Annotated in this window: 15 protein-coding genes and 1 pseudogene; 7 read left to right on the forward strand and 9 right to left on the reverse strand. The window is 72.6% G+C overall.

Features of this window, described 5'->3' with window-relative positions; all coding sequences use genetic code 11:
- Nucleotides 1–20 precede the first annotated feature (20 nt).
- Entirely contained in the window at nucleotides 21–833 is an 813-nt protein-coding gene (locus tag CFP65_RS28350) for an SURF1 family protein (protein ID WP_104818842.1), read from the reverse strand.
- Between the two features lie 44 nt (nucleotides 834–877).
- Entirely contained in the window at nucleotides 878–1879 is a 1002-nt protein-coding gene (locus tag CFP65_RS28355) for a DEDDh family exonuclease (protein ID WP_104818843.1), read from the reverse strand.
- A 160-nt stretch (nucleotides 1880–2039) separates the two neighbouring features.
- On the opposite strand from CFP65_RS28355, the gene CFP65_RS28360 reads away from it, so the two are divergent.
- The 6 genes and pseudogenes from CFP65_RS28360 to CFP65_RS42205 form a co-directional block, all read left to right on the forward strand.
- Nucleotides 2040–3083, forward strand: a complete 1044-nt coding sequence (locus CFP65_RS28360) for a zinc-dependent alcohol dehydrogenase family protein (RefSeq protein ID WP_104818844.1) — start codon at nucleotides 2040–2042, stop codon at nucleotides 3081–3083.
- A gap of 222 nt (nucleotides 3084–3305) precedes the next feature.
- Entirely contained in the window at nucleotides 3306–3680 is a 375-nt protein-coding gene (locus CFP65_RS28365) for a DUF485 domain-containing protein (protein WP_174805579.1), read from the forward strand.
- Nucleotides 3677–5320: a cation acetate symporter gene (locus tag CFP65_RS28370; protein WP_104818845.1), complete on the forward strand. Its 1644-nt coding sequence runs from the start codon at nucleotides 3677–3679 to the stop codon at nucleotides 5318–5320. The genes CFP65_RS28365 and CFP65_RS28370 overlap by 4 nt, the downstream gene beginning before the upstream one ends.
- Nucleotides 5321–5420: 100 nt before the next feature.
- Nucleotides 5421–6410, forward strand: a complete 990-nt coding sequence (moaA, locus tag CFP65_RS28375) for a GTP 3',8-cyclase MoaA (RefSeq protein ID WP_217368191.1) — start codon at nucleotides 5421–5423, stop codon at nucleotides 6408–6410.
- A gap of 107 nt (nucleotides 6411–6517) precedes the next feature.
- Nucleotides 6518–6751, forward strand: a complete 234-nt coding sequence (locus CFP65_RS28380; RefSeq protein ID WP_104818847.1) for a hypothetical protein — start codon at nucleotides 6518–6520, stop codon at nucleotides 6749–6751.
- 40 nt (nucleotides 6752–6791) lie between these two features.
- Nucleotides 6792–7247 (forward strand): annotated as a pseudogene (locus tag CFP65_RS42205) (DUF6879 family protein); the annotation flags it as partial.
- An 82-nt stretch (nucleotides 7248–7329) separates the two neighbouring features.
- Here the strand turns inward: CFP65_RS42205 and CFP65_RS28390 are convergent.
- From CFP65_RS28390 to CFP65_RS28400, 3 genes are all read right to left on the reverse strand, one after another.
- On the reverse strand, nucleotides 7330–7884 hold the full coding sequence (locus CFP65_RS28390) for a Uma2 family endonuclease (RefSeq protein WP_104818848.1): 555 nt from the start codon (nucleotides 7882–7884) through the stop codon (nucleotides 7330–7332).
- Nucleotides 7885–7930: 46 nt separating this feature from the next.
- Entirely contained in the window at nucleotides 7931–8164 is a 234-nt protein-coding gene (locus CFP65_RS28395) for a hypothetical protein (protein ID WP_104818849.1), read from the reverse strand.
- Nucleotides 8165–8442: 278 nt separating this feature from the next.
- Nucleotides 8443–8778: a DUF3099 domain-containing protein gene (locus tag CFP65_RS28400; protein WP_168219637.1), complete on the reverse strand. Its 336-nt coding sequence runs from the start codon at nucleotides 8776–8778 to the stop codon at nucleotides 8443–8445.
- A gap of 176 nt (nucleotides 8779–8954) precedes the next feature.
- Here CFP65_RS28400 and CFP65_RS28405 point away from each other — a divergent pair, with 176 nt between their 5' ends.
- A complete protein-coding gene (locus CFP65_RS28405; protein ID WP_104818851.1) occupies nucleotides 8955–9221 on the forward strand; it encodes a GlsB/YeaQ/YmgE family stress response membrane protein in 267 nt (88 codons plus the stop codon).
- Between the two features lie 26 nt (nucleotides 9222–9247).
- Here the strand turns inward: CFP65_RS28405 and CFP65_RS28410 are convergent, their stop codons facing one another.
- The 4 genes from CFP65_RS28410 to CFP65_RS28425 form a co-directional block, all read right to left on the reverse strand.
- A complete protein-coding gene (locus tag CFP65_RS28410; RefSeq protein ID WP_256387286.1) occupies nucleotides 9248–9781 on the reverse strand; it encodes an RNA 2'-phosphotransferase in 534 nt (177 codons plus the stop codon).
- A gap of 71 nt (nucleotides 9782–9852) precedes the next feature.
- Nucleotides 9853–11244, reverse strand: coding sequence for a metallopeptidase TldD-related protein (locus CFP65_RS28415; RefSeq protein ID WP_104818852.1), 1392 nt, complete (start codon nucleotides 11242–11244; stop codon nucleotides 9853–9855).
- Nucleotides 11244–12773 (reverse strand): TldD/PmbA family protein, encoded by a 1530-nt coding sequence (locus CFP65_RS28420; protein ID WP_104818853.1) that lies wholly within the window; start codon nucleotides 12771–12773, stop codon nucleotides 11244–11246. Before CFP65_RS28420 ends, CFP65_RS28415 begins: the two co-directional genes overlap by 1 nt.
- A 161-nt stretch (nucleotides 12774–12934) precedes the next feature.
- Nucleotides 12935–14059, reverse strand: a complete 1125-nt coding sequence (locus CFP65_RS28425) for an MBL fold metallo-hydrolase (protein WP_104818854.1) — start codon at nucleotides 14057–14059, stop codon at nucleotides 12935–12937.
- Nucleotide 14060 lies beyond the last annotated feature (1 nt).

Raw genomic sequence — 14060 nt, forward strand, 5'->3', positions numbered from 1 at the left:
GTCGAGCCCGCACGGCCGGCTCAGCCCACCGGCGTGGGTGCTTCTTCCGTAGCCGCGGCAGCCGCGGCCTTGGCGGCGGCGGCCCGCCGGTCCCGCGCCTCGCGGCGGGCCAGCACGATCAGCCCGACCGGGATCAGCGTGGTGAACAGCCACCACTGGATCGCGTAGGCCATGTGCGGGCCGATGTCGGAGTGCTCCGGGTCGGGCAGCACCTCCGGGGTGTTGCCGGCCGGCGGGACGGCGGAGGCGAGCTCCAGGTAGCCGCCGAGGACGGTGGCGCCGGTCTCCTTGGCCTGGGCCTCGCTGTTGATCAGCTTGTACTGCCGCGGGGGCAGGCCGCCCCGGTCCGGGATGCCGGTGGAGGCGTGGGTCTCGTCGGCGCGCAGCCGGCCGGTGACGGTCACGGTGCCGCTCGGCGGGGCGGGCACGGCGGGGTAGCTGGTGGCGTCGCCGGGGGAGTCGACCCAGCCCCGGTTGACCAGCACGGAGCCCTTGCCGTCGGCCAGCACCAGCGGGGTGATCACGAAGAAGCCGATGCTGCTGCCGCCGGGCTCGGTGCGCTGGCGGATCACGAACTCGTGCGCCGCGTCGTACCGGCCGGTGGCCGTCACCGCCCGCCAGACCAGGCCGGGCGGCACGCCGCGCCCGGGTGCGTTCAGCGAGTCGAACGGCACGGGGGCGTGCTGGAGGTTGGCCCCGATGAGGCTGTTCCGGGCGACCCGGGCCTCGTGGCGGTGGTACTGCCAGAAGCCCAGCCGGATCATCGTGGGGACCAGCAGCAGGGCGACCACGAAGATGGCCGCCCAGCGCCGGGAGAGCAGAAATCGGTACACAACCGCACGCTACGCCCACTTACGCGGGCGCCCGGACACCGGGGTCAGGCCCCGGGGTGCGCGGCGACCTCGCGCAGCAGCTGGAGGAAGGCGTCCTCCCCGACCACGGGGGTGCCGAACTCGCGGGCCTTGCGGGCCTTGCCGCTCCAGCTGTCCGGCTGGTTGGTGACCAGCAGGCTGGTGAGGCGGCTCACCGAGGAGGCGATGTGCAGACCGGCCTCGATCGCCCGGTCCTCCAGCAGCTCGCGGTCGGTGGCGGTGTCGCCGGTGATGGCCACCCGCATGCCCTGGAGCAGCGGGGTGCCGTCCTGCCAGCGCCCCGGGTTCGGGTACGGGCAGGCGGGGCGCTTGCGGGAGGGGCGGTAGGAGGAGGACCAGCCGCGCGCGGCGGCGGCCGGGGCGGCGGCCTCCAGCTCGCCGATGTCGGTGACGGCCACGCAGCTGGTCAGCGGCAGCGGCACCCCGACCTGGCGGGCCAGCTGCAGGCTGGGCCGGAAGGCCTCGGCGAGCACCCGGGCGTCGTCCAGCGCGTTGTGCGCCTGGCGCTGCTCCACGCCGAAGTAGGCGGCCAGGGTGGCCAGCTTGCCGTTGGCCAGCGGGAGGCCGAGGTCGCGGGAGAGCACCATGGTGCAGAGCCGCTGCTCGACCGGGGCGCGCAGCCCGGCCCGGGCGTACTCGCGGGAGATCATGTTCCAGTCGAAGAGCGCGTTGTGCGCGACCATCACCCGGCCGTCGAGCCGGGCGGCGAGCTCCCCGGCGATCTCCGGGAAGGTCGGGGCGCCGGCCAGCACCGCGCTGGTCAGGCCGTGGATCCAGACCGGGCCCGGGTCGCGCTCGGGGTTGACCAGCGTGTACCAGTGGTCGGTGACCTCACCCTGCGCGTCCAGCTGGTAGACACCGGCGGAGATGACCCGGTCGGTGCGGCCGAGGCCGGTGGTCTCGACGTCGACCACGGCGAAGCCGGGCTCCTGGGCGGCGCCGGAGCGCTGCGCGGGCAGGGCTACGGACCACGGGGAGTCGTCGCTCGGTGACTGGATCGCGTGCATGGTCAACCAGCTTAAGGGCGCGCACCCACACCGGGGCCCGCGCGGGGGCCCCGCAGTGGCGTACGCGACATTTCGTCCTGGTGTGCCCGGAGGCGGAATAGGCCGGAAAGTCCGATGGTCGTAATGGGGGTTAGGCACCATCTGTCGAAGGAAGACCCACATGCGCGCCACCGTCATCCACGGCCCGAACGACATCCGGATCGAGGAGGTCCCCGACCCGGTCATCCAGCGGCCGACCGACGCGGTGGTCCGCGTGGTCAACGCCTGCATCTGCGGCAGTGACCTGTGGGCCTACCGCGGCGTCGCGGCCCGCCAGGCCGGCCAGCGGATCGGCCACGAGTTCCTCGGCGTGGTCGAGCAGGTCGGCGCCGAGGTCACCGGCGTGAAGCCGGGCGACTTCGTGGTGGCCCCCTTCGTCTGGTCCGACGGCACCTGCGACTACTGCAAGGACGGCCTGCAGACCTCCTGCCCGCACGGCGGCTTCTGGGGCGAGATCGGCTCCGACGGCGGCCAGGGCGAGGCCGTCCGCGTGCCGCACGCCGACGGCACCCTCGTGCAGCTGCCCAAGGAGGCGCAGACCGACCAGGCCCTGCTGCCGCACCTGCTGGCGCTCTCCGACGTGATGGCCACCGGCCACCACGCCGCCGTCTCGGCCGGGGTGCGCCCCGGCGCCACCGTGGCGGTGGTGGGCGACGGCGCGGTGGGCCTGTGCGGGGTGCTCGCCGCGCAGCGCCTGGGCGCGGGCCGGATCATCGCGCTGGGCCGGCACGAGGCCCGCACCGCGATCGCCCGCCGCTTCGGCGCCACCGACGTGGTGGCCGAGCGCGGCGAGGCCGCGATCGAGGCCGTCCGCGAGCTGACCGGCGGCCAGGGCGCGCACGCCGTGCTGGAGGCCGTGGGCACCGAGGAGTCCATGCGCACCGCGATCTCGATCACCCGCGACGGCGGCGCGGTCGGCTACGTCGGCGTGCCGCACGGCGGCAGCGCGGGCGTGGACATCTCCCAGATGTTCAACCGCAACATCGCCCTCGGCGGCGGCGTGGCCCCGGCCCGGGCGTACATCCCCGAGCTGCTCGCCGACGTGCTCGCCGGCACCATCGAGCCCGGCCTGGTCTTCGACCGTACGGTCGACCTGGACGGCGTCCCGGCGGGTTACCGGGCGATGGACGACCGATCGGCCCTGAAAGTCCGGATCGCGTTCTGACGCGCGTTCAGATGTGACGTTTCATCAGCGAGGGCGGCACCCGTGGCGGGTGTCGCCCTTGTGGCGTAATCGGATCAGTTTTCGGCCAAGTCGCACGGCTCCGCCGGTCGGGTGCTTTCTGTAAACCTCCGACCGCTCTACCATGCAGCGGCACCCTCTGCCTGTGACGTCCCTCACGTCCGGCAACCGTCTGCGTACCCCGAAGGCGACAGGAGACCTCGAGTGGACACCCCGCCAGCTGCCGAGACACTGCCCCCGGAGCTCCCTCCGGATGCTCAACGGATCGACCAGACCGAAGAGTTCCGCACCCTGCGGCAGTCCTTCCGGGGCTTCGCCTTCCCGGTCACGGCCGGCTTCGTGCTCTGGTACCTGCTGTACGCGCTGCTCTCCGTCTACGCGCCGTCCTTCATGGCCACCAAGCTCTTCGGGCACATCAACCTCGCCCTGGTGCTCGGCCTGCTCCAGTTCGCCAGCACCTTCGCGATCGCCGCCTGGTACGCCCGGTACGCCGGCCGCCGGCTCGACCCGCCGGCCGCGGCCATCCGCGCGCAGTACGCGCCCACCAACCTCGTGGCTCCCCGGGAGGCCGGCGAATGAACTCCCCCCTCGGCACGACCGCTGCGCACGGCGTGCAGCTGGCCAGCTCGGCGAGCGACCACCGCAGCCTGACCCTGGCGCTGTTCGGCGTCTTCGTGATCGCCACCCTCGGCATCACCCTCTGGGCCGGGCGGCAGACCAAGGACGCCTCCGACTTCTACGCCGGCGGGCGCGGCTTCACCGGCTTCCAGAACGGCCTGGCGCTCTCCGGCGACTACATGTCCGCTGCCTCCTTCCTCGGCATCGCGGGCGTGATCGCGCTCGCCGGCTACGACGGCTTCCTCTACTCGATCGGCTTCCTGGTGGCCTGGCTGGTCGCCCTGCTGCTGGTCGCCGAGCCGCTGCGCAACTCCGGCCGGTACACCATGGCCGACGTGCTGGCCTTCCGGATGCGGCAGCGGCCCGTGCGCACCGCCGCGGGCATCTCCACCATCGTCGTCTCGATCTTCTACCTGCTGGCCCAGATGGTCGGCGCGGGCTCGCTGGTCGCCCTGCTGCTGGGCGTCAGCGGCGACAGCGCCAAGCGCTGGACGGTGGTCGCGGTCGGCGCGCTGATGGTGGTCTACGTGGTGGTCGGCGGCATGAAGGGCACCACCTGGGTGCAGATCATCAAGGCCGGGCTGCTGATCATCGGCGCCGGCGTGATGACCGTCCTGGTGCTGGCCAAGTACCACTTCAACCTCTCCAGCCTGCTCGGCGCCGCCGCCGCGGCCAGCGGCAAGGGCAACCACTTCCTGGAGCCCGGCCTCAAGTACGGCCTGACCGGCACCACCAAGCTGGACTTCATCAGCCTCGCACTGGCCCTGCTGCTCGGCACCGCCGGCCTGCCGCACATCCTGGTCCGCTTCTACACCGTGCCCACCGCCAAGGCGGCCCGGAAGTCGGTGTTCTGGGCGATCGGCATCATCGGCGTCTTCTACCTGATGACGCTGGCCCTCGGCTTCGGCGCCGCCGCGCTGGTCGGCCCCAAGACCATCAAGGCCTCCAACGTCGCGGGCAACACGGCCGCCCCCCTGCTCGCCGAGCACCTGGGCGGCGGGGCCGGCACCACCGGCGGCGCGGCGCTGCTGGCGATCATCTCGGCCGTCGCCTTTGCCACCATCCTGGCCGTGGTCGCCGGGCTCACCCTGGCCTCCTCGTCCTCCTTCGCCCACGACCTCTACGCCAACGTGATCCGGCGCGGCAAGGCCACCGAGCGCGAGGAGGTCGGCGCCGCCAAGCTCGCCGCCGTCGCGATCGGCGCGATCGCGATCGTGCTCAGCATCTTCGCCGACAAGCTCAACACCGCCGCGCTGGTCGCCCTGGCCTTCGCGGTGGCCGCCTCGGCCAACCTGCCGACCATCCTGTACTCGCTGTTCTGGAAGCGCTTCAACACCACCGGCGCGGTCAGCTCGGTCTACGCCGGCCTGATCAGCTCGGTCGGGCTGGTCTTCTTCTCGCCGGTCGGCTCCGGGGCCAAGGACTCGCTCTTCCCGCACGCCGACTTCCACTGGTTCCCGCTCTCCAACCCCGGGCTGATCTCCATCCCGATCGGTTTCCTCGCCGGAGTCATCGGCACGCTGCTCTCCAAGGAACAGGCCGACCCGGAGAAGTACGCTGAATTGGAGGTCAGGTCGCTCACCGGGCTCGGCGCCCACTGACGTCCGCACCCGGTGCCGCTCGACACTGCGGCTAAGCTGGCCCGGCCCCACCTGGCTCCGACGGACGGGCCGGGCCAGCCCCTCCTGGAAGGAGGCCGCCGTGCTCCTCGACACCTACGGTCGTCAGGCTGTCGACCTCCGGGTCTCGCTCACCGACCGGTGCAACCTGCGCTGCACCTACTGCATGCCCGAGGAGGGCCTGAGCTGGCTCGGCAAGCCCGAGCTGCTCACCGACGAGGAGATCGTCCGCCTGGTCTCGCTGGCCGTCCGCGAGCTGGGCGTCACCGAGGTCCGCTTCACCGGCGGCGAGCCGATGCTGCGCCCCGGGCTGGTCTCGATCGTCGAGGCGTGCGCCGCCCTGGAGCCCCGCCCCGAGCTCTCCCTCACCACCAACGGCGTGGGCCTGGCCCGTACGGCCGCCGCCCTGCACGCGGCCGGCCTCGACCGGGTCAACGTCTCCCTCGACACGCTCGATCCGGACACCTTCTTCACCCTCACCCGCCGCCACCGCCACGAGGACGTCCTCGCCGGCCTGGCCGCCGCCGAGGCCGCCGGCCTCACCCCGGTCAAGCTCAACGCCGTGCTGATGCGGGGCGTCAACGACCACGAGGCCGCCGACCTGCTCGCCTGGTGCCTGGACCACGGCTACCAGCTCCGCTTCATCGAGCAGATGCCGCTGGACGCCCAACACGGCTGGGACCGCTCCCGGATGGTCACCGCCGAGGAGATCCTCGAGCGGCTCTCGGCCCGCTTCGCCCTGAGCCCCGAGCCCTCCGCCGCCCGCGGCGCCGCCCCCGCCGAACGCTGGCTGATCGACGGCGGCCCCGCCACCGTCGGCGTGATCGCCTCCGTCACCCGCCCGTTCTGCCGCGCCTGCGACCGCACCCGCCTCACCGCCGACGGCCAGGTCCGCAACTGCCTCTTCGCCACCGGAGAAACGGACCTGCGCACCGCCCTCCGCTCCGGCGCCCCCGACGCCGACCTCGCCGCCCTCTGGCGCACCGCCATGTGGGGCAAGAAGGCCGGCGCCGGCATCGACAACCCCGAGTTCCACCAGCCCGACCGCCCCATGTCCGCCATCGGCGGCTGAGCCGGCCGGCTTGCCGGCGCAAGTCCGTGCAAGTCCCTGGGACGCGGGGCGGCTGGTGGTGCAAGCTCTGTCGCAGCGCTCTTCCTCCGCAGCGAAGGAGCCCCACCATGGCACTGCACAGGCTCGGCAAAGACCCGGAGTCTCCGGTCAACAACTCGCCGACCGTGTACTACGACGACGTGACGGACAATTACGTACTCCAGGGCTGGAGGATCACCGACGCCGAGCGGTTGGCCCAGCTGGACATCCCCGAGCACGAGACCGTGATCGAGTTCCCGAAGCGCATGATGCAGTTCTTCCCGGAGGTGAACCGTGCCGCTGGACCCGAGCAGGTTCGGTGAGCTGCTGAAGCACTGTCAGCGGTCTGCGGTGCACCTGGAGATGCGCGACGGGTCCATGCGCTCGGACCCGACGTTCATTGCCTGGAAGGCGGGCGCGCGGCTTGAGCCGGCCACTCGTTGGCCCGACTGGTTCGCGATGCTCGCCGAAGCGCGCGGTCGGGGCGTCTCCTTCCGTCGGGCCCGGATCGTCTCGGAACCGGTCAGCGACTACGTGCGCTTCGAGTACGAGATCACCGCCGGACTGAACCTGGCGGCCGGCGAGGAGGTCCGATGGCTTCCCCGCAGGCGGGCGACCGATCTGGCCCTGCCGGGGAACGACTTCTGGCTCTTCGATGACCAGTTGCTCCTGGTGAACCACTTCGACGGCGACGGCGAGGCCACGGCACCGGAGGACCTGGGCCGGCGCCTGCGCGAGATCCGGAAGGACTCTGGGCTCACCGCGCGGGCGCTGGCCGCTCTGGCCGGGTGGCACGAGTCGAAGTGCTCACGCATCGAGCGCGGCGGTGGAGTGCAGCGGGGTGGGCAGGCCGGGGAGCCGGGCGTGTTCGCTCGGCGGCGGCGGGGGCGCGAGCGGGCGGTCAGAAGCCGGTGGTGTCGAGAGTCAGGCCGAACGGCTCGGGCAGGCGGATCGGCGTGCCGAAGGGGTGCGGGCCGTCCACGACGGCGTAGCCGAGGTCGTGCGGCTCGGCGAAGAGGGTGCACTCGCGGCGCTGCCGGTCGGCGAGCAGGTAGAGCGGGGCGCCGTACTGGGCGTAGCGCTTGCGCTTGGTGACGCGGTCGGTGTCACCGTTCGACTCGGAGGTGACTTCGACGACCAGCAGGGTCTGGTCGGGGGTGAGGGCGGCCGCGCCCAGCGCGAGGGCTTCGGGGATGACGGCCAAGTCGGGCATGTACCAGTTCGGCGAACCGGGCAGGTCGAGGTTGCCGGAGCCGGTGAGGCAGTCGAGTTCGTCCACGCGCTGGTCGAGCTGGCGACGGATGCGGGCCGCGATCCGCTCGTGGTCCCACAGGGGTGACATCAGCACGATCCGCCCCTCGATGACCTGGGCCCACCGGTGGTCGATGAGCTGCACGGCGTATTTCAGTGCGGCCTCGTGGTCCACGTCGCCGTACGCGATGGGCTGCGCGCTCATGCTTGGCTCCCGGGTGTCGTGCCTGCGTTACCCAGCGTACTGGCTGCTACTCCGTGAACTCGGCGAGCGAGACGGTCTCCTTCAGGAAGCCGCGGACGCTGAGGAACTGGGAGAGGTGCTCGCGGTGGTCCTCGCAGGCGAGCCAGGTCTTGCGGCGGTCGGGAGTGTGGAGCTTGGGGTTGTTCCAGACCAGGACCCAGACGGCGGGGAGGCGGCAGCCCTTGCCGGAGCAGATCGGGGGGCCGTCGGGGCCGTCGGAAGTGGGGCCGAAGAGGTTCATCGTGGGGCCGTCCTGGGGAGATTCGGTGAGGAGAGCGGCCGGCACGGAATGACGACGACGCCGGGCAGCCACGGGGGGAGCCGCCCGGCGTCGGTCTGTCGCTCCGACGGGGGATGCGGAGCGCGTACGCAGTATGTCACGGCTTGCCCCCCTGCTGGCTAGGTCTTCCATGATTAATCTGAGGTTGTTTTGAGCTTTCCGGCCGTCAGAGGCCAGCATAGCGGGGCGAAACGGACATGAGATTTGAGCATGCTTCTAGCCGCGGCCCCGGTGGGACGCTACCGCTCGGCCGGGGCGCCGCCCCCGCCGCCGGTGCCGCCAGGGCCGAGCATGAGCGGGGTCTCGGGGGAGACGGCGAAGGTGCTCGGCAGGCCGGGGGCCCGCTCCCGGCCGGCGTTGGCGATCAGCACGGCGAAGTACGGCATCAGGACGGCGCAGATCAGCGCGGCGATCGCGCAGTACCGCTGCACGTCCCAGAGCGCGACGCCGGCCAGCACGCAGACGGTACGGATCAGCATCGACACCACGTACCGCCGCTGCCGGCCCCGCACGTCCTCGGTCAGGCCCGTCCGCGCCCCGGTGATCCGGAACACCTCGGTGCTCTTGTCGCCCATGCCATACCGCCCTCGTCCGTGCCCGGCGCCCGTTTGCGGGACCGCTCGCTTCACGGTACGCCGCATGACGCCGGGCGGGTGGCCCGGGGTGCGGGTGGGTCGTACAGGGCAAAAACTGGTCTCCGAGAGGGGAGCGGCGCCGAAGGGCGGTGGCCGCGGCCCCGAGGGAGCACCGCATGTGGGCAATCATCTCGGCCCTGATCGAGGGCCTGATCCTCGGTGGGATCGCACGGCTGTTGATCCCCGGCAAGCAGAGCATCCCGCTCTGGCTGACCATGCTGCTCGGCATGGCCGGGGCGATCGTGGGCAACCTGATCGCCCATGTCTTCGGGGTGGCGGACACCCGGGGCATCGACTGGTGGCGGCACCTCTTCCAGGTCGCCGCCGCCGTGGTGATCATCATGCTGGCCGAGCCGATGTGGAGCGCCCGGAAGAAAGCGTGAGCCGGAGGAAAGCGGGAGGCGGCGGCCTAGCCCTCGGTGAGGTAGGCCGGGGGCACCGCGTCGGTGAGCCAGACGCCGTTCTCGCTGAGCCGGAAGACGTGGCCCGCGGCGGCCATCGCCGCGGTGTCCACCAGCAGGACCACCGGGCGGCCGTGGCGGGAGCCGACCCGGACGGCCGTCTCGCGGTCGGCCGAGAGGTGCACGTCCTGGCGGCTCATCGGGCGCAGGCCCTCGGTGTAGATCGAGGCCAGCGAGCGGCCGGTGGTGCCGTGGTAGAGCACCGGCGGGGGAGTGGCGGCGGCCAGGCCGAGGTCGACCTCCAGGGTGTGCCCCTGGCTGGCGCGGATCCGCAGGCCGTCCGCCGAGAAGGCGAACCGCTTCTTGTTGTTGGTGGCCACCACGTGGTCGAGCTCCGCCCGCGCCAGCCCGAGGGCGGCGAGCAGCTCGGCGACCGGCACCCAGCCGGCCTCGTCCAGGGTGAGACCGACGGAGCCCGGGTCGTGCCGCAGCACCTTGGCCATCCGCTTGGAGACCTTGACGGTCCGTTTCTCGTCGAGCAAGTAGGGGGTTCCTTTCGGATTTCGGAGGGGAGGGGCGCGCAGCGCCAAGGCTGCGCGCCCGCCGAGAACGGCTACGAGGCCTGGCTGACCGAACTCATGTTGAAGTCCGGCACCCGGACCGGCGGCATGGCCGCCCGGGTGAACCAGTCGCCCCACTCGCGGGGCAGGCACTGCTGGGTCTTGCCGACCTCGGTGATCCGGCCGAGCAGGTCGACCGGGGACTCGTTGAAGCGGAAGTTGTTGACGGCGCCGACCACCTCGCCGTTCTCGATCAGGTAGACGCCGTCCCGGGTGAGGCCGGTGAGCAGCAGGGCCGCCGGGTCCACCTCGCGGATGTACCAGAGGCAGGTGAGCAGCAGGCCGCGCTCGGTGCCGGCGATCATCTCGTCCAGGGTCGGCGCGGCCTCCTGGTCGGCCGTCTCCATGATCAGGTTGTCCACCGGCGGGCGGACCGGCAGGCCGGTCAGCCCCGCGGTGTGGCGGGTGGTGAAGAGGCCGGTGAGCTCGCCGTCGCGGAGCCAGTCGGTGGCGGCGATCGGCAGGCCGTTGTCGAAGACCGACATGTCGTTCGAGCTGTGGGTCAGCACGAAGGGCGCGGCCTCCAGGCCCGGCGCGGCCGGGTCGGAGCGCAGGGTGAGCGGCAGCGGGCTGAGCTTCTCGCCCACCCGGGTCGAGCCTCCGGCCTTGGAGAAGACCGTCTGCCCCTCGGCCGCGTCCCGGCCGCTGGAGTGCCAGGACTGGACGACGAACAGGTCGGAGACGGCCGAGGGCGGCAGCAGGGTCTCGTACCGGCCGGCCGGGAGGTCGATCCGGCGGGCGCCCCAGCCGAGGCGGCGGGTCAGCTCGGTGTGCAGGGCGGCCAGGTCCACGTCGGTGAAGTCGCGGGTGGCCGCGCCGACCCAGGCCGAGGCGGTGAGGTCGGCCGTCTTGGCGTTGAGCTCCACGGTGCCGGTGGGCTGGTCGTGGCGCAGCCGCAGGCCGGTGGAGGTGCCCAGGTAGCTGCTCTCCACCACGTGGTTGGCGAAGCCGTAGAGCAGCTGCCCGGCCTCGCGGGCCCGGGCGAAGGCGGCGCCCAGCGCCGGGGCGAACTCGGCGTAGACCTCGATCGAGGTGGTGGCCGGCGGCGCGGTGAAGTCGGCCGAGGCCGGGCCGGCCGGCACCAGCGGCTGGGCGTCCTCGGCGGGGCCGGCCGCGCGGGCGGCCGCCTCGGCGTCCCGGACCAGGCCCTCGACCTCGGCCAGCGTGACGGCCTCCCGGGAGACCACACCGGAGGCGGTGCCCTCGGGGAGCTCCACGGTGGCGATCACGGTGAGGCTGCGGCCCCGGGTGACGCCGTTGGTGGTGAGCGCGTTGCCCGCCCAGCGCAGGTTGGCGGTGGAGGACTCGGTGGCGATGACCACGCAGCCGTCGGTCTGCGAGAGGGCCAGCGCGGCTTCGACGAGTTCGTGCGGCTGAGTGGTCATCAGTGACCCGCCTCCTGCTGGGTGTTGAGCACGTTGACGCCCCGGAAGAGCGCCGAGGGGCAGCCGTGCGAGACGGCGGCGACCTGGCCGGGCTGGGCCTTGCCGCAGTTGAAGGCACCGCCGAGCACGTAGGTCTGCGGGCCGCCGACGGCGCTCATCGAGCCCCAGAAGTCGGTGGTGGTGGCCTGGTAGGCGAAGTCCTTGACCTGGCCCGCCAGCTTGCCGTTGCGAATCGCGTACGCGCGCTGGCCGGTGAACTGGAAGTTGTAGCGCTGCATGTCGATCGACCAGGACCGGTCGCCGACGATGTACAGGCCCTTCTCCACGCCCTCGAACAGCCCGGCCGTGTCGGGGCCGCCGGCCACCGGCTGGAGCGAGACGTTGGCCATCCGCTGCACCGGCACGTGGCCGGGCGCGTCGGCGAAGGCGCAGCCGTTGGAGCGGCCCAGGCCCTGGAGCTTTGCCATCGCCCGGTCGAGCTGGTACCCGACCAGCACGCCGTCCTTGACCAGGTCCCAGGACTGCGCGGCCACGCCCTCGTCGTCGTAGCCGACGGTGGAGAGGCCGTGCTCGGCGGTGCGGTCACCGGTGACGTGCATCAGCTCGGAGCCGTACTGCAGCTTGCCGAGCTGGTCGAAGGTGGCGAAGGAGGTGCCCGCGTAGGCCGCCTCGTAGCCCAGTGCCCGGTCCAGCTCGGTGGCGTGGCCGATCGACTCGTGGATGGTCAGCCAGAGGTTGGACGGGTCGATCACCAGGTCGTAGCGGCCGGCCTCGACGCTCGGGGCCTTCATCTTCTCGGCCAGCAGGGTGGGCAGCTCGGCCAGCTCCGCGTCCCAGTCCCAGCCGGTGCCCAGCAGGTACTCCCAGCCGCGGCCGACCGGCGGCGCGATGGTGCGCATCGAGTCGAAGGCCCCGGTCTTCTCGTCCACCGAGGTGGCCTCCAGGTGCGGGTGCACCCGGACCCGCTGCTGGGTGGTGCGGGTGCCCGCCGTGTCGGCGTAGAACTTGTTCTCCTGCACCGCGAGCAGCTGCGCCTGGACGTGGCTCACGCCCTCGGCGGCCAGCAGCCGGCTGCTCCACTCGGCGAGCAGCGCCGTCTTCTCGGCCGGGGCGACCTCGAAGGGGTTCACCTCGTACGCGGAGACCCAGGTGGCGTCCTTGTGCACGGGCTCCTCGGCCAGCTCCACCGGGGGCGCCCCGGCGGCCCGGCTGATCCCGCCGGAGAGCCGCGCCACGGCGACGGCCTGCTCGGCCACCTTCGCCGCCGAGGCCGGGTCGAGGTCGACCCCGGCGGCGAAGCCCCAGGCCCCGTCCAGCAGCACCCGGACGGCGAAGCCGAGCTGCACGGTGTCCGAACTCCCGGCGAGGCGCGCGTCCCGCAGCCGCCAGGAGGCGCTGCGCACGCGCTCCAGCCGGAAGTCGGCGTGCGCGGCCCCGAGCTCCCGGGCGCGGGAGAGGGCCGCGTCGGCGAGGGCGTCGAGCGGGTAGGCGAGGAACAGCGGGTCGACGGCGCGGGCTGTCGGCGGCATCGGGCTCCCTGAAGTCGAGTACGGAATTCTCCGCCTCGCATCATCGCCTTTCGCAGGGGCAGACTGCCACCGAGTTGTCGCACCGTCACTCGCACCCCGCAGTTGCACTACCAGGGGCGCGGGGAACGGCGCGGGCATCCACGTACTGAGGAGAGTCCCGCTCAGCTCGAAAGCTCCCACCACCCGTCCGGCTCCACCGGCGAGTCCACGTCCACCCGCTCGCCGGGCCGCGGCACCGCGACCCGCACGTCCTGCGCCTTGGCCTCCGCCAGCAGCCGCTCCACCGGCTCGGCCCACGGGTGCAGCCCCAGGTTGAACGTGCACCAGTGCACCGGCACCAGCAGCCCCGCCTTGAGGTCCAGGTGGGCCCGGACGGCGTCCTCCGGCGTCATGTGGATGTCGGACCAGGCCTGGTCGTACGCCCCGATCTGCACCAGCGCCGCGTCGAACGGCCCGTGCTGCGCGCCGATCGCCGAGTAGCCCTCGAAGTACCCCGAGTCGCCGGTGTAGTAGACCTTGCGGGTCGGCCCGGCGATCACCCAGGAGCCCCAGAGCGTGGTGTTGCGGGTGGTGGCCCGGCCGGAGAAGTGGTGCGCCGAGGTGAGGGTGACGGTCAGTTCGCCCAGGGTGCAGGTCTCGTCCCAGTCCAGCTCGATGATCCGGTGCTCGGGCACGCCCCAGCGCCGCAGGTGGCCGCCGATGCCCAGCGGCACCGCGAACGGCGCCGACTGGCTGTCGGTCAGCCGGCGGACGGTCTCCATGTCGAGGTGGTCGTAGTGGTCGTGGGAGATGAGCACCACGTCCACCCGGGGCAGCTGGGCGAGCTCCACCGGCACCGGGTGCAGCCGCTTGGGGCCCAGGTGCGCGGAGGGCGAGCACCGGTCGCTCCAGACCGGGTCGAGCAGCACCCGGTTGCCCTCGATCTCCACCAGGGCCGAGGCGTGCCCGTACCAGATCACCTCGACGCCCTCGGCGGCCGGACCGGCGTGGCCGGGCCGGATCAGCGGCACCGGGTGGGCCGGCCGGCCCAGGTGGCGGTCGTTGACCAGCCGGCGCAGCGTCTCGCGGTCGAACGGCGGGGCGGCGGCTGGGCCGGCCAGCTCGGAGGGGGCGTTGTGGAAGACGCCGTCGCGGTACTGGGGCGAGTTGCGGATCCGGGCCGAGCGCCCGTCGGGGCGCCGGCCGAGGGCCGCGGGGACGTCCCGCAGGGCCCAGGCGGCGCCGCCGGCCGCGAGGGCGGCCAGGGCCAGGCGGGTCAGCCTCTTGCCGGATCGGTGCTCGCTCATC

This window comes from Kitasatospora sp. MMS16-BH015 (genome assembly GCF_002943525.1).
Lineage (GTDB): Bacteria > Actinomycetota > Actinomycetes > Streptomycetales > Streptomycetaceae > Kitasatospora.

What these genes read in the sequence shown, in the direction of transcription:
- CFP65_RS28360 (WP_104818844.1), top strand. Translation starts at nt 2,040, where the DNA reads ATGCGCGCCACCGTCATCCACGGCCCGAACGACATCCGGATCGAGGAG.
- CFP65_RS28380 (WP_104818847.1), top strand. Translation starts at nt 6,518, where the DNA reads ATGGCACTGCACAGGCTCGGCAAAGACCCGGAGTCTCCGGTCAACAAC.
- CFP65_RS28420 (WP_104818853.1), bottom strand. Translation starts at nt 12,773, where the DNA reads ATGCCGCCGACAGCCCGCGCCGTCGACCCGCTGTTCCTCGCCTACCCG.
- CFP65_RS28355 (WP_104818843.1), bottom strand. Translation starts at nt 1,879, where the DNA reads ATGCACGCGATCCAGTCACCGAGCGACGACTCCCCGTGGTCCGTAGCC.
- CFP65_RS28370 (WP_104818845.1), top strand. Translation starts at nt 3,677, where the DNA reads ATGAACTCCCCCCTCGGCACGACCGCTGCGCACGGCGTGCAGCTGGCC.
- CFP65_RS28425 (WP_104818854.1), bottom strand. Translation starts at nt 14,059, where the DNA reads ATGAGCGAGCACCGATCCGGCAAGAGGCTGACCCGCCTGGCCCTGGCC.
- CFP65_RS28390 (WP_104818848.1), bottom strand. Translation starts at nt 7,884, where the DNA reads ATGAGCGCGCAGCCCATCGCGTACGGCGACGTGGACCACGAGGCCGCA.
- CFP65_RS28395 (WP_104818849.1), bottom strand. Translation starts at nt 8,164, where the DNA reads ATGAACCTCTTCGGCCCCACTTCCGACGGCCCCGACGGCCCCCCGATC.
- CFP65_RS28415 (WP_104818852.1), bottom strand. Translation starts at nt 11,244, where the DNA reads ATGACCACTCAGCCGCACGAACTCGTCGAAGCCGCGCTGGCCCTCTCG.
- CFP65_RS28400 (WP_168219637.1), bottom strand. Translation starts at nt 8,778, where the DNA reads ATGGGCGACAAGAGCACCGAGGTGTTCCGGATCACCGGGGCGCGGACG.
- CFP65_RS28405 (WP_104818851.1), top strand. Translation starts at nt 8,955, where the DNA reads ATGTGGGCAATCATCTCGGCCCTGATCGAGGGCCTGATCCTCGGTGGG.